The sequence below is a fragment of the Vogesella sp. genome (assembly GCF_046297735.1).
GTDB lineage: Bacteria > Pseudomonadota > Gammaproteobacteria > Burkholderiales > Chromobacteriaceae > Vogesella > Vogesella urethralis.
On sequence record NZ_JBKBHK010000010.1, the window covers coordinates 38,804 to 52,039 of the forward strand.

At 62.3% G+C, this 13,236-nt stretch carries 12 protein-coding genes and 3 tRNA genes; 6 read left to right on the forward strand and 9 right to left on the reverse strand.

Annotated features, from left to right (window positions below):
* The first annotated feature begins 36 nt into the window (after positions 1 to 36).
* Positions 37 to 1,551 carry a DEAD/DEAH box helicase gene (locus ACK4FZ_RS12660; protein ID WP_409821445.1) on the forward strand — a complete coding sequence of 505 codons (1,515 nt, stop codon included), beginning with the start codon at positions 37 to 39 and terminating at the stop codon, positions 1,549 to 1,551.
* A 115-nt stretch (positions 1,552 to 1,666) separates the two neighbouring features.
* On the opposite strand, the gene ACK4FZ_RS12665 is transcribed toward ACK4FZ_RS12660, so the two are convergent.
* The 5 genes from ACK4FZ_RS12665 to ACK4FZ_RS12685 all read right to left on the reverse strand — a co-directional run bounded on the left by ACK4FZ_RS12665 (position 1,667) and on the right by ACK4FZ_RS12685 (position 6,038).
* On the reverse strand, positions 1,667 to 2,233 hold the full coding sequence (locus tag ACK4FZ_RS12665; protein ID WP_409821447.1) for a lactate utilization protein C: 567 nt from the start codon (positions 2,231 to 2,233) through the stop codon (positions 1,667 to 1,669).
* A complete protein-coding gene (locus tag ACK4FZ_RS12670; RefSeq protein ID WP_144373212.1) occupies positions 2,230 to 3,612 on the reverse strand; it encodes a lactate utilization protein B in 1,383 nt (460 codons plus the stop codon). Before ACK4FZ_RS12670 ends, ACK4FZ_RS12665 begins: the two co-directional genes overlap by 4 nt.
* Positions 3,609 to 4,364 (reverse strand): (Fe-S)-binding protein, encoded by a 756-nt coding sequence (locus ACK4FZ_RS12675; protein WP_144373211.1) that lies wholly within the window; start codon positions 4,362 to 4,364, stop codon positions 3,609 to 3,611. The genes ACK4FZ_RS12670 and ACK4FZ_RS12675 overlap by 4 nt, the downstream gene beginning before the upstream one ends.
* 144 nt (positions 4,365 to 4,508) lie before the next feature.
* Complete coding sequence (locus tag ACK4FZ_RS12680) at positions 4,509 to 5,414, reverse strand: cation diffusion facilitator family transporter (RefSeq protein ID WP_409821449.1); 906 nt, start codon at positions 5,412 to 5,414, stop codon at positions 4,509 to 4,511.
* Positions 5,415 to 5,465: 51 nt separating this feature from the next.
* Entirely contained in the window at positions 5,466 to 6,038 is a 573-nt protein-coding gene (locus ACK4FZ_RS12685; protein WP_409821451.1) for a hypothetical protein, read from the reverse strand.
* A 75-nt stretch (positions 6,039 to 6,113) separates the two neighbouring features.
* Between ACK4FZ_RS12685 and ACK4FZ_RS12690 the strand changes: the two genes are divergently transcribed.
* On the forward strand, positions 6,114 to 7,100 hold the full coding sequence (locus tag ACK4FZ_RS12690; RefSeq protein ID WP_409821453.1) for a serine/threonine protein kinase: 987 nt from the start codon (positions 6,114 to 6,116) through the stop codon (positions 7,098 to 7,100).
* Positions 7,101 to 7,160: 60 nt separating this feature from the next.
* Here the strand turns inward: ACK4FZ_RS12690 and ACK4FZ_RS12695 are convergent, their stop codons facing one another.
* Positions 7,161 to 7,529 carry a response regulator gene (locus tag ACK4FZ_RS12695; RefSeq protein ID WP_409821455.1) on the reverse strand — a complete coding sequence of 123 codons (369 nt, stop codon included), beginning with the start codon at positions 7,527 to 7,529 and terminating at the stop codon, positions 7,161 to 7,163.
* A 257-nt stretch (positions 7,530 to 7,786) separates the two neighbouring features.
* Here ACK4FZ_RS12695 and ACK4FZ_RS12700 point away from each other — a divergent pair, with 257 nt between their 5' ends.
* The 4 genes from ACK4FZ_RS12700 to ACK4FZ_RS12715 all read left to right on the forward strand — a co-directional run bounded on the left by ACK4FZ_RS12700 (position 7,787) and on the right by ACK4FZ_RS12715 (position 9,335).
* A complete protein-coding gene (locus ACK4FZ_RS12700) occupies positions 7,787 to 9,013 on the forward strand; it encodes an aspartate kinase (protein WP_144373204.1) in 1,227 nt (408 codons plus the stop codon).
* A 65-nt stretch (positions 9,014 to 9,078) separates the two neighbouring features.
* Positions 9,079 to 9,172 (forward strand) — tRNA-Ser (locus ACK4FZ_RS12705).
* Positions 9,173 to 9,179: 7 nt separating this feature from the next.
* Positions 9,180 to 9,256: transfer RNA gene (locus tag ACK4FZ_RS12710), tRNA-Arg, on the forward strand.
* A gap of 3 nt (positions 9,257 to 9,259) precedes the next feature.
* A tRNA-Glu gene (locus ACK4FZ_RS12715) sits at positions 9,260 to 9,335 on the forward strand.
* Between the two features lie 148 nt (positions 9,336 to 9,483).
* On the opposite strand, the gene ACK4FZ_RS12720 is transcribed toward ACK4FZ_RS12715, so the two are convergent.
* From ACK4FZ_RS12720 to ACK4FZ_RS12730, 3 genes are all read right to left on the reverse strand, one after another.
* Positions 9,484 to 10,731 (reverse strand): DUF1615 domain-containing protein, encoded by a 1,248-nt coding sequence (locus ACK4FZ_RS12720; protein ID WP_409821457.1) that lies wholly within the window; start codon positions 10,729 to 10,731, stop codon positions 9,484 to 9,486.
* 70 nt (positions 10,732 to 10,801) lie between these two features.
* Positions 10,802 to 11,542, reverse strand: coding sequence for a substrate-binding periplasmic protein (locus ACK4FZ_RS12725; RefSeq protein WP_409821459.1), 741 nt, complete (start codon positions 11,540 to 11,542; stop codon positions 10,802 to 10,804).
* Between the two features lie 12 nt (positions 11,543 to 11,554).
* On the reverse strand, positions 11,555 to 13,168 hold the full coding sequence (locus tag ACK4FZ_RS12730; RefSeq protein ID WP_409821461.1) for a methyl-accepting chemotaxis protein: 1,614 nt from the start codon (positions 13,166 to 13,168) through the stop codon (positions 11,555 to 11,557).
* Positions 13,169 to 13,236 lie beyond the last annotated feature (68 nt).

A 13,236-nucleotide genomic window follows, 5' to 3' on the forward strand; every position in this document is an offset into this window, starting at 1 on the left:
GCCGCACGAGACGGCGAGACCGATGGAGTTCCTGACATGTCGTTTGCCGAGCTAGGCCTGGCACCTGAAATCCTGCGTGCCATCGACGAAATGGGGTACTCGGAAGCTACCCCCATCCAGGCCAAGGCCATTCCGTTGGTGTTGTCCGGACGCGATCTGCTGGCTGCTGCCCAGACCGGTACCGGTAAAACCGCCGCCTTCCTGTTGCCGATCCTGGAGCGTCTGAAAAAATTTGCCAACCCCAGCGTGTCGCCGGCCATGCACCCGGTACGCGCGCTGATCCTGTCGCCCACCCGCGAGCTGGCTGACCAAATCGGCGTCAACGCTCGCGCCTACACTAAATACCTGCCGCTGCGTAGCACTACCATTTATGGCGGCATGAACATGGACCCGCAGGTGGCCGACCTGCGTCGTGGCGTCGAGATCGTCATCGCCACGCCGGGCCGCCTGCTGGATCACATTCAGCAGAAGACCATCCAGCTGAACAAGGTGGACGTGCTGGTGCTGGACGAAGCCGACCGCATGCTGGACATGGGCTTCATCCAGGACATTCGCAAGATCATGTCGCTGCTGCCCAAAGAGCGCCAGACGCTGCTGTTCTCCGCCACCTTTGCACCGGAAATCAAGAAGTTGGCCGCCGACTTCATGCGCGACCCGCAAACGGTGGAAGTGGCGCGCCAGAACTCCACCAACGCCCAGGTAGAGCAACTGGTGTTTGCCGTGGATGCCTACCGCAAGCGCGCGCTGCTGTCCCACCTCATCCGCCAGCGCGAGATGAGCCAGGTTATCGTGTTCTGCAAGACCAAGATTTCCGCCGACCAGCTGTCGCGCGACCTGAAGCGTGACGGCCACGCTGCCGAGGCCATCCACGGCGACAAGGCGCAGAGCGCCCGCCTGGAAACGCTGGAGCGCTTCAAGAGCGGCGAGGTCAAGGTACTGGTTGCCACCGACGTGGCCGCCCGTGGCCTGGATATTTCCGAGCTGCCGTTCGTCGTCAACTACGAAATGCCGAACTCGCCGGAAGACTACGTGCACCGTATCGGCCGTACCGGTCGTGCTGGCGCCTCCGGTGTGGCCATCTCGCTGATGGCGCCGGACGAAACCCGCCAGCACGAAGCGATCGAAAAGCTCACCAAGCAAACGCTGACGCCGCTGCCGCCGCCGGAAGGCTTCGGTGCGCGCCCGCCACGTGACGAGACCGATAGTGCGCCGCGCCGCGAGCGCAGCGAACGGCCGGAGCGCGCCGAGCGCCAAGAACGTAGCGCGCGCCCGGAACGCACAGAACGCCCGGAGCGCAGCGAACGTGGTGAGCGCGAAGAGCGCCGCGAACGGCCCGAGCGCCATAGCCGCGATCGTCACGACCGCAACAGCAATAGCGAACGCAATGCCACCACCTATACCAGCAACCTCGACCGTCGCCGCGATGGCGACGAAGGTGAAGGCGAAGGCCGCAAGGTAGTGAAGCTGGGCATTGGCGGCCGTATCCTGCCGCAACGCCAGCGCGAGATTCCGGCCCTGCTGCTGCCGCCGCGCTACAAAGTGGAGCGCTGAGTCCACAGCGTCGCAACAAGCCACCTCCGGGTGGCTTTTTTTGCGTCTGCGGTCAACGTTGGCCGCAAAAAAAGCGGCCACACGGGCCGCCAAAGAAGCAACAACTTACGGTAATTCAGACAAAAATCACCAGCGCCGCCATGGCACCGTGCGCGCCCATCACCAGGCTTTGTTCGATATCGGCGGTGCGCGAGCTGCCGCTGATGAATCCGCCAAAACCGTGCTCGCGGATGGCAATGCGGCGGTAGGCATCGCGCATGGTGTCTACGATGGCGTCGCGCGGTACCACCAGCACCAGCTTCTGGGTCAGGAAGTAGATCGAGCGCCACTGGTTATCGGCGTGGCTGACCCATACTGCCGCGCTTTCGGCTACCGCCAGTTCGCCGGGCACGATGGCCACGTCCACGTCGTGCCAGGCGTGCGGGCTGGCGCTTTCTTCGTGGCCTGCCCGGGTCAGGTCCACCAGGCGGCCGTGTTGCGGCCAACGTTGTTGCACCACGCTCAGCACGCTGTCGCCGTCGGCCAGCTGCACGGCGTCGCCGCCCAGGTTGCGCACCAGGATGCGGAAGGCGTCGAACTTGTCGTCAAAGGTGATGAACGGCACCGCGTCGATGTCCGGCAGCGCCGGGCCTTGCGGGCGGTTCTGGCGCAGCCGCGCCAGGATCTGTTCTCGGCTGCTCATGCTTTTTTCTCCTGACGGGCTTGCCACATTTCCTTGAAGCTTTGTTCCGGCATCTCCGGCAGCGCCCGCCCGGCGCGTGACCACGCGCTGTGGCGGGTGAGGCTGTCCGGCACGATGGGCACCACCTTGCGCATCACCTTGCCGCCGGCGTCCATCAGCGACGGGTGCTGGGTGAGGAAGCGCATCGCCAGCAGGCCCATTTTCTTGGCCGGCTTCAGCGTGCCGGCGTCGAAGGCGCGCTTGCGCTGCAGCACCAGTTGCTCGTGCAGGTTGATTTTTACCGGGCACACATTGCTGCACGAACCACAGGTAGTGCAGGCAAACGCCATGCTGCCGTGCTTTTTGATGTCGCGGCTGGGGCCCAGGGTGGAACCGATGGGGCCGGGGATGATGTAGCTGTAGCTGTGGCCGGTACTGCGGCGGTACACCGGGCAGGTGTTCATGCAGGCGCCGCAGCGGATGCAGCGCAGGCTCTGGTAGAAGTCGTCGTTGCCCAGGATGTCGCTGCGGCCGTTATCCACGATCACGATATGCATCTGGCCACCGGGGCGGGCGCGGTGGAAGTGCGAGGTGTAGGTGGTAATCGGCGAGCCGATGGCCGAGCGCGCCAGCAGGCGGGTGAACACGCCCAGGTGTTCCAGCCGCGGAATGATTTTTTCCAGGCCCATGCTGGCGATGTGTATCGGCGGCAGCGCGGTGCCGAGGTCGGCGTTGCCTTCGTTGGTACACACCACCACGCCACCGGTTTCGGCAATGGCGAAGTTGACGCCGGTCAGGCCGGCGTCGGCGCTAAGAAAGTGTTCGCGCAGGTTGGCGCGCGCGGCGTGGGTGAGGTAGGTGGGGTCGTTATTGCCCGCCTCGGTGCCCAGCTCGCGGTGGAACAGCTCGGAAATCTGTTCTTTCTTCAGGTGGATGGCCGGCATCACGATGTGGCTGGGCGGCTCTTGCCGCAGCTGCACGATGCGCTCGCCCAGGTCGGTATCGATCACCTCGATGCCGTGCTGTTCCAGATAAGGGTTCAGCCCGCACTCTTCGGTGAGCATGGACTTGGACTTCACCAGCTTCTTCACGCCCCCGGCGGCCAGAATGCCATGCACGATGCGGTTGTGCTCGTCGGCGTCGGCCGCCCAGTGCACGGTGACGCCGTTTTTCTCGGCGTTGGCCTGGAACTGTTGCAGGTACTCGTCCAGCCGCGACAGCGTATGCGCCTTGATCTGCTGCGCTAGTGCGCGCAGTTGCTCCCATTCCGGCAGCTGCTTGGCCTGCATGTCGCGCTTCTGGCGTACCCACCAGATGGCGCTGTCGTGCCAGCGTGCCTGTTCGCGGTCTTGCAGGAAGGCGGCGGCGGCTTCGGCGTGGTGGATATTGTCGTGCTTCATGCTGCGCCTCCGCGACCGGTGAGGATTTCCACGATGTGCAGCGGGCGGATCGGGCGGCAGCGATGGCGGATGATGCCGCCCATGTGCATCAGGCACGACGGGTCAGCGCCAACGATGTACTGCGCGCCGGTGGCTTCGTGCTGCGCCACGCGGTCTTCGCCCATGGCTACCGACACTTCCGGCTCGTCCACGCTGAAGGTGCCGCCAAAGCCGCAGCACTCGTCGCGGCGCTCCGGTTGCTTGACCTCGATGCCGTCCACCAGCTGCAGGATGCGCTCCAGCCGCGACTGGTACGGAATCATCAGCTCCGACGGTGCGGCGTGACCCAGCTCGCGCAGGCCGTGGCAGCTTTGGTGAATGGACACCGTGTGCGGGAAGTACACCGGCTTCGGCAGTTTTTCCACCTTCAGCACGTCTTGCAGGAATTCCACGATTTCGTAGATGCGCGGCTGCAGTGCCTGGTAGTCGGTGTTGTCGGCGATGTACCACGGGTAGTGGTGCTTGACGTAGGCGGTACAGCTGCCGGACGGCGATACCACGTAGTCGTAATCCTTGAAGATACCGGTAAAGCGCTGCGCGGCCGTACAGGCGCCGTGGCTGTCGCCGTTATTGCTCAACGGTTGGCCGCAACAGGATTGTGCCAGCGGGTAGTGCACGTCTACGCCATAGCCTTCCAGCAGCTCGGCAGTAGCCATGGCCACGTGCGGGTACAGTTCGTTGACGAAACAGGGGATGAAAAGGGCGACTTTCATGGCGGTGTGGGGGCTCTCCGACGCAATGCCAAACGGACAGGTCTGCCGACGCCGCAGGGGTGCTGACAGGTCCTCACCCTGATTAAAGCCACGACACAGCGCGATGCCAATGCGGACTTACCCTTGCTGCCACACCGGCGTGCCTTAGTGTCTTCCTGCTTGGCTGGCGTTTACCGGGTCGATGTGGGTCATCACGTCCAGCACGTGGTGCTCGGCCATCACCCTTGCCCGGGCATTGGCGGCGATATCGTGGCCCTGGTAGACGGTGAGTTCGCCGTCGATTTCCAGGTGCACGTCTACCAGGATCTGGTCGCCCATATGGCGGGTACGCATGTCGTGCAGGCCCTGCACGCCCGGCGTGGCCAGCAGTGTGGCGCGGATGGCCTCGACGGTGTCGTCGTCGGCGGCGCGGTCCATCAGCTTATTGAGCGCGTCCCAGGCAAACTGCCAGCCGGTGCGGCCAACCATGAAGCCCACCAATGCGGCCGCCAGCGGGTCCAGCCAGGTATAGCCGGCCAGGTTGCCGATAATGCCGACCGCCACTACCAGTGAGGAGGCGGCGTCGGCACGGGCGTGCCAGGCGTTGGCCACCAGCATGCTGGAGCGGACTTCGGTGGCGATTTTCAGCATGTAGCGGAACAGCAGCTCCTTGCTGGCCAGCGTGAACAGCGCGGCATACAGCGCGGCCTGATGCACCGCTGCCAGCGGCGTGGCACCAGTGAGCTTGTTGCCAGCGCTCAGCAGCATGCTACAGCCGGCAGCCAGCAACAGCAGCCCCAGCACCAGCGAGGCGGCGGTTTCGTAACGCTGATGGCCGTACTGGTGGTCGGCATCCGGCGCCTTGTGGCTGTGTTTGCGCGCCAGCAGGGCGACAAAATCGGCTACCAGGTCGGACAGCGAGTGCAGCGCATCGGCCACCAGTGCCTGCGACCCCGCCCACAAGCCGGTGATCAGCTGCATGGCAGTCAGGACGATGTTGACGCCGACGCTGACCCACAGGCTACGGTGGGCGGCGCGTTGCAGCGGGCTATCGGAGTGAAGGCTGGCCATAAGGTGGCTCCGGATAAAATGCCAGCCTGCCATGGCTGGCTGAGAGGAGGCTTAAACCGGCTGGTCCGGCTTGTATTCGTCTGGCTTCTCTTCATCCAGTGGTGGTAGCTTGCCCAGCAGGTCTTGTACCAGGCTTTGCCTTAGCCACGGCGGTACGTCCTGAATCTGCCAGCCGGCCTTGTCGGCGCACAGCGCCAGCGTTCGCAAAAAACGGTGAAAGCCAGGCCGACTTTGCCGCAAGTTGATCTGGTTGTCGCCGACGGTAAAGCTGATGCTGGCGTAATCCACGCCGGCCTTGGCATCCAGCCCGGTACACACCAACACGCTGCCTGCCGCCGGCAGGGCGGGGGACTGCTGACTGAAGCCCATTCTGCTGACGCTGCTGTTGTCGCGGTCGGCCAGGTCTTCCTCGTTCATCGCCATGCGGTGCTCCAGCGCAATGCGCTGCTCAGGCGTGCCGGCGCCCGGCACCCCTTCGCCCGGCACCATGCGGGCAAACAGCGCAGCGATATCGCGCAGGATGGACTGGGTCAGGTAGCGCGTCAGCCACAGCTGGTGGTTGCCGGGCTGCATCACCACTAGCAGGCGGTCTTCGGCTTCGAAGTAGGTAAACGATAGGCTCATGCCACGATGGTAAGCCCTGGGTGCCGCCACTGCAAAGGTTGGCCGCCGCCGGCGCACGGCGCGCATAATGGCGGCATGGATACCTTACACCCCTATACCGCGCTAACGCCGGACCTGCTGCTGGACGCGGTGGAAAGCACCGGCCTGCGTTGCGACGGCCGCGTGCTGGCGCTGAACAGCTACGAAAACCGTGTCTATCAGGTGGGCATCGAAGACGATACCCCGCTGGTGGCCAAGTTCTACCGCCCGGGCCGCTGGCAGGACGCGCAGATTCTGGAAGAACACGCCTTTGCCGCCGAGCTGGCTGCCGCCGAGATTCCGGTGGTGGCGCCGCTGGCTTTCGACGGGCAGACGCTGCTGCAGTGGCAGGGCTTTCGCTTTGCGCTGTTCCCGCGCCGCGGCGGCCGCGCACCGGAGCTGGAGGACGAAGACACGCTGCAATGGCTGGGCCGCTTTCTGGGGCGCATCCATCTGGTAGGCCGCAGCCGGCCGTTCAGCAGCCGCCCGCGGCTGGACGTGGCCAGTTTTGGCCACCAGGCGCTGGCCGGCATCGAGGCTGGCGGCCATTTGCCCGCGCAGCTGGCCGCGGATTACCTGCGGGTAGCGCGTGAACTGCTGACGGCGGTAGAGGCAGCGTTTGCGGCGGTGCCCGATGTGGACTGGCTACGTTGCCACGGCGACTGTCACGCCGGCAACGTGATGTGGACGCCGGACGGCCCGCACTTTGTCGATCTGGACGACAGCCGCATGGTGCCGGCGGTGCAGGATATCTGGATGCTGCTTAGCGGCGAGCGCGAACAGCAGTCGTCGCAGTTGGCCGCCATCCTGGCTGGCTATGAAGAGTTCTGCGATTTTGACTACCGCGAACTGCGGCTGGTGGAAGCGCTGCGCAGCCTGCGCCTGCTGCATTACACCGCGTGGCTGTCGGCGCGCTGGGCCGACCCGGCGTTTCCGGCAGCGTTCCCCTGGTTCGGTAGCGATAATTACTGGCATGAGCGCCGCGGCGAGCTGGAGCAGCAGCTACAGGCCATGCAGCAGCCGCCACTGTGGGCGATGCCCTGACCCAGCCACCGGCCAAGCCTCCGCCCGCACACGGTTGGGGGCTTGTCACTGGCGGAGGGCCTATTGTTCGAGCAGGGTGCGGATGGCTTTCAGCAGCAGCGGTGGCTGCAGCGGCTTGGTCAGCCAGGCGGTGGCGCCGGCATCGCGGCCGGCCTGTTTCAGCGCGTCGCTGAGCTCGGTGGTGACCATGATCACCGGCAGCTGTTTAAGGGCAGGGCGCTGGCGTAGCGCGCGGATGAACTCCAGTCCGTTCATCACCGGCATGTTGAGGTCGCTGACGATCAGCGCCGGCATTATCAGATCCAGTTGCTGCAGGCCTTCCTGGCCGTTGGCCGCCTGTACTACCTTGTAGCCGGCTTCGGTCAGTGCCTCGCTGGAAATCTGGCGCAGTAAAGCGGAGTCATCGACGATCAGGATGATCTTTTTCATGGTGTGTCCTGTCTGCCGGCGTGAGCACCGGCTGCCGCAGTGTCTACCTTCATGCTAGTTGGCCGCACCGGGCTGTCAAATCATGCATACAGTTACCGTGCTTTTTCAATGGGATTTTGTATCCATTGCAGCGCAGGCGCCAGGATGCCGCCTTGCCGCAAAAAAGCGGTGAAATGCGGTGCAAGTGCCTTGCCAGCAGGGCCCTTATCGGGACAGAATCATTGTCCGACATCCCAACCCTATTCAAGAAAACAAACATGGCACTTATCGTACAAAAGTACGGCGGTACCTCGATGGGCTCCCCGGAGCGCATCAAGAACGTGGCCCGCCGTGTCGCCAAATGGAAAGCCCAGGGACATGACGTGGTGGTTGTGGTTTCGGCCATGAGTGGTGAAACCAACCGCCTGATCGCGCTGGCCAAGGAAATCCAGGATTACCCGGATCCGCGCGAGCTGGACGTGATCATGTCCACCGGCGAACAGGTCACCATCGGCTTGCTGGCCATGGCCCTGAACGAAATCGGCGTACCGGCCAAGAGCTACTGCGGCTGGCAAGTACGTGTGACCACCGATAGCGCCCACACCAAAGCCCGTATCCAGTCCATCGACGACGCCGCCATGCGTGCCGACCTTAGCGCCGGCCGTGTGGTGGTAGTAGCCGGTTTCCAGGGCCTGGACGAAGACGGCAACATCACCACGCTGGGTCGTGGCGGCTCCGATACCTCGGCCGTGGCCATGGCTGCCGCGCTGAACGCCGACGAATGCCAGATCTACACCGACGTGGATGGCGTGTACACCACCGACCCGCGCGTGGTGCCGGAAGCCCGCCGCCTGAAGACCATCACCTTCGAGGAGATGATCGAGATGGCCAGCCTGGGTTCCAAGGTGCTGCAGATCCGCTCGGTAGAGTTTGCCGGCAAATACAAGGTACGCCTGCGCGTGCTCTCCAGTTTCGAAGACGAGGGCGAAGGCACACTGATTACGTTTGAGGAAGATGAAAACATGGAAAAGGCCGTAGTGGCAGGTATCGCGTTTGACCGAAACGAAGCACGCATCAACGTGAAAGGCGTACCGGACAAGCCGGGCATCGCTTACCAGATCCTGGGCCCGATCGCCGATGCCAACATCGAAGTGGACATGATCATCCAGAATGTCGGCGAGAACGGTACCACCGACTTCTCCTTCACCGTGCCGCGTGGCGAATACCAGCAGGCGCTGTCCATCCTGCGTGACGTGCAGACCCACATCGGCGCCGGCAAGATCGACTCCGACGACAAGGTTGCCAAAGTGTCCATCGTGGGCGTGGGCATGCGCTCGCACTGCGGCGTGGCGTCCACCATGTTCCGTACCCTGGCGGAAGAGGGCATCAATATCCAGATGATCTCCACCTCCGAAATCAAGGTGTCGGTACTGATCGACGAGAAGTACCTGGAGCTGGCCGTACGCGTGCTGCACAAGGTGTTTGGCCTGGATCAGCCGGCCTAAGCAAAATTATTGCAAGTAGTGCTTGACAGGGGGCGTCGTGTTAATTAATATGGCGTTCTCTTGACGGAGAAATGGCCGAGAGGTCGAAGGCACTTCCCTGCTAAGGAAGCATACGGGCTTAAACCTGTATCGAGGGTTCGAATCCCTCTTTCTCCGCCAAAACCGCGCACCCGTAGCTCAGTTGGATAGAGTATTTGGCTACGAACCAAAGGGTCGGGCGTTCGAATCGCTCCGGGTGCGCCACCTGTCCCCATCGTCTAGAGGCCTAGGACACCGCCCTTTCACGGCGATAACCGGGGTTCGAATCCCCGTGGGGACGCCAAGATTCGACAAAAAAGCCACCGCAAGGTGGCTTTTTTGTTTTTCCTGCCTATTTGACTGTGTGCGGCCAACCTTGGCCGGCACGGTAATAAAAACGGCAACAAAAAGCCCTTCCGCAAACGGAAGGGCTTTTTGCTGTTCGCTACCGCTTAACGTCGCGCCAAGCAGCGCTGGTAGCGGCCATCGACACGATCGGCAAACCAGGCCGTGGTGAGCTTGCGGGTGATCTTGGGGCTTTGCAGGCGGATCTCCGGCATTTTCTCGCGGCCCACCTTGCGCCCTTGTTGCTGGTCGGCTAATTGCATGACGCGGCTATAGAGCGCGGTTTGTGCAAACCCGGCGCTTTTTTCCTGCTTCAGATCGCGCAGCATATCGGCATCGCTCAGGCCCAGGCGTGGGCGCAGCTTGGCCAGTGCTTGCTGCGTGCTGCTGCGCTCACTCGCTGGCTGACCGTTCTTGTAGCGCAGCAAGTCGCCGTCCAGTGCCAGCTTGTTACCGCTGAGTGTGCTCACTGCATGCTGGAAGGCGGCGTTGCGGCTGGCGTAGCGCCCAGCATTGAAGTCGGCAAAGCGGTAGCGCATTTCCGTATACGGTGCCGGGTATTGCAGCAGGATGGCACTGCCAAAGTAGACACCGCCGCGACGAGTAAATACCTCGTCGCGGATACTGCCGTTGCGTGCGTAAGGATAGGGCCAGGCACGGACATGGGCTTCAGCAAATTCGACGCTGACTTGCATCGGGCCGCCGGTACGGATCGGATTTTTCATGCCTACCGGCAGCCCCAGCTTTTGCGCTTCGGCCGACATGTCTTCGAACAGCTCGTTCATTTCCCTTTCGGTACGCAGATTGTCGATGCGCTCTTTATAGCTTTGGCCATTCGGTGATTTTTTCAGCAAAGCGGTTTTTACCACCGGTAGCGGCACGTAATAGCTACCGGCTTTGTCGCCAATCTTGTCCCAGACGATGCGCGACAGACCTGGTACCACCGGGTCGGCCTGGAAGGTGGATTCCTGCTCGATGATGGCGATGACGGCGCAGTAGTTTTCGGCGCTGTGCGGAATCTGCAAGGCGCTGAACGCCGATACCAGGTCATCGCGCCAGCCCTGGCGCGGCTTCACGTAATCGGGCAGCAGCTTGTCCACCAGCGCCTTGGGGTTGGCCGCTACCGGCTTGGGCGCTACGACAGGCGGCACCACCACCGCAGGCGGTGTCACCACCGGTTGGCTGCTGGCTGGAGGCTGCGGCAGCGGTTGGCTGGCTGCTGGCGGTAACGGGGCGGCGGGCTGGTTTTGCTGCAGGATGGGGGCCGGCACCGGCTGACTGGTCAGTGGGGACGGCGGGGTAGCGCAGGCGCCAAGCAGCGCGCAGCTGCCTAGCAGGGCAAGGGTCGGTTTCATCGGGTATCGGGGTGTAAACGATGCCGCATTCTAGCCCAGCTGCTGCACCTTGCCAGCAGCAAAGCTGCCGCTAGTTGTAACGTTTGAGGATGCGCTGGTAATCGCCGTTCTGCTGGATCGCTTTCAGTCCGCTATTGAAAGCGTCACGCAGTGCTGGTTGGCGGAACAGCACGCGGTAGGGCAATTTGATGAAGATGTCGTGGTAGGTAACGGGGAGCGGCTGCTCGCCAAAATCAGCCTGCATGCGCTTGTTCATGTAATGAAAGATGCGGTGGTCGGCCACTACCACATCGACGCTACCACGGTACAGCAGGCGGTTCTGGTCAATCTGGTTACCGGTTTCGTGGTAGTCGTGGTGGCGTGCGCTCAGCGCGGCAAACTCGCTACCCAAGTACTGGCCTGCCAGCGGAAAAGCCGAGATGCTGTATGGAGCCAGATCGGCAATCTTGTTGATGTTCAGCCGGCGCTGAGTAAGGGTGATGGCGACGTCTTCGTAGCTGATGTATACGTCGGAGTAGGCGCCCTTGGCACCCGACTCCGGCACGATGGTCGCTACCGCATCGATCTTGCGGTCGCTAAGCGCCTGTGGCAGCCGCTTTTGCGACAGGAATACCGGCTGCATCTGATAACGCTGGCTTTTGAGTGCTGCGCGGATAATGTCCAGTTCAATGCCGGCCTCCAGTTGCGGTATGACGTAAGGTTCCAGCGATTCACCAAAGGCAACGGTCACTGTGCCGCGCATAGGGTTGGCTGCAAGCGTGCCGCTAAGCACGAGCAAAGTGAGTAGCGGCAGCAGGCGAGGTAAGGGCATAGGGTGTTCCTGTCAGAGGGTGAAGCGATGGCTGGCCTGTTCCAGCTTTTGCGTGGTGTCGTCAGCAGCGCGGATGAGCTGGTAGAGCCGGGTAACCGATTGTTGCTGGTGTTGTGTGTCCTGCAGAACCTGCCCCAGGTCATGCTGTACCTGCTGTCGTGTTTGCTGGCTACCCTGGATCTGGTTCACCACGTGCTGCAATGCTTGGCCCAAGGCGTTGATGCTGTGTTGCAGGGCATCCAGGCTGTTACCGGCATGCTGAACTTTGTCCAGCCCTTCTTCGGATTGGGTCAGGCCGTGGCGTATGCTGTTGGCCGCTTCGCTAGTGGAGCGCTGCACGGTATCCAGAATCGCGCTGATGCTATGGGTAGACTGCGAAGTGCGTTCGGCCAGCTTGCGCACTTCGTCGGCTACTACGGCAAAACCGCGACCGCTTTCGCCGGCGCGGGCCGCCTCGATAGCGGCATTCAAGGCCAGCAGATTGGTCTGTTCGGCGATTTCCTGGATGGTGTTGGCCACACCGCCGATCTGGCCGGCTTTCTGGGTAAGCTCGTCCAGCAGCTGCGTGGTTTCGCGTACTGTTTGCACCACTTGCGCCAGCACGTCGCGGCTGTGCTGCAGGTCTTGGGCACTGTTGCGTGCCGAATCGATGGCAGCAACCGAGGTGGCTGCCGAGGTCTCGCTATCTTGCGCCAGCCGCGCCAGGGTGTCGGTGAGCGATTGCACCTGTTCGCCCATTTGCGAGATGTTGTCCAGCTGGTTACTGGCCAGCTGCTGGACTTGGCCGGCCTCGTGCATGATGTCACGCTCATGGTGCTGCAGCTCGGCAGCGGCCTGCTGCATTTGCAGAATTAGCTCACGCAGTTGCTGGCGCATGCTTTCGGTGCTTTGCCCCAATTGGCCAAGTTCATTATCACCCTGCGGTGGCAGTGTCACATTGAGACGTCCGCTGGCCAGGCTGGCCAGCGCCTTGCGGAGTGTATTCACACTGCGCTGCAGCTGCTGGCTGACTCGCCACACCACCAGCATGGCCAGTACCAGTACCAGCCCCAGGGAGGCGCCCATCAGTAGCCGGCCCTGGGTCACCAGCCGTTCCGCCCGCAGCTCTTCTGCTGCCAGCAGTTCGTTTTGCAGTTTCACCAGCTTGTCGATTTCGAAACGGTGTTGCTGGTAGTAGTTGGCCAGTTGGGTCAGCACGCTACGGGTGTCCTGTTCGGCCAGCTTTTGTGGAAAATACTGCTCTTTGGCTAGCTTGAAGAATTCGCGTGCGCTCGCGTCCGATTTCTCCAGCAGCAGCTGCTTGCTGGTGTCGTCCAGCGGCATCTTTTGCCAGTAGGCGTGACGGTCGTTGAAGTCCTTTTCCAGTGCCTGCAGTCTGTCCTGGTAGGTTTTGACGGCGGTCAGGCTCTGGCTGTGTTCCGATTGCAGCACCACCAGATAGGCTTCGATGATGTAGCGCGGTGGTGGCAAGATGTCGGCAATGACGTCTTTGCCTTGCACGATACGATGGTAGGCTGGGCCGTTAATGCGTAGCTCTTCCATTTGACGCCAGGACAGGATACCCATGACCAGCAGGCCGGCACCCACGATGGAAAGAACCAGCAAAAACTGGGTTCGAAGAGTCAAACCCGCTAACCATGATGGTGACGTCATGCCGATGTGCTCCTGTAAGCTGTCAACTTATTATCGAATAC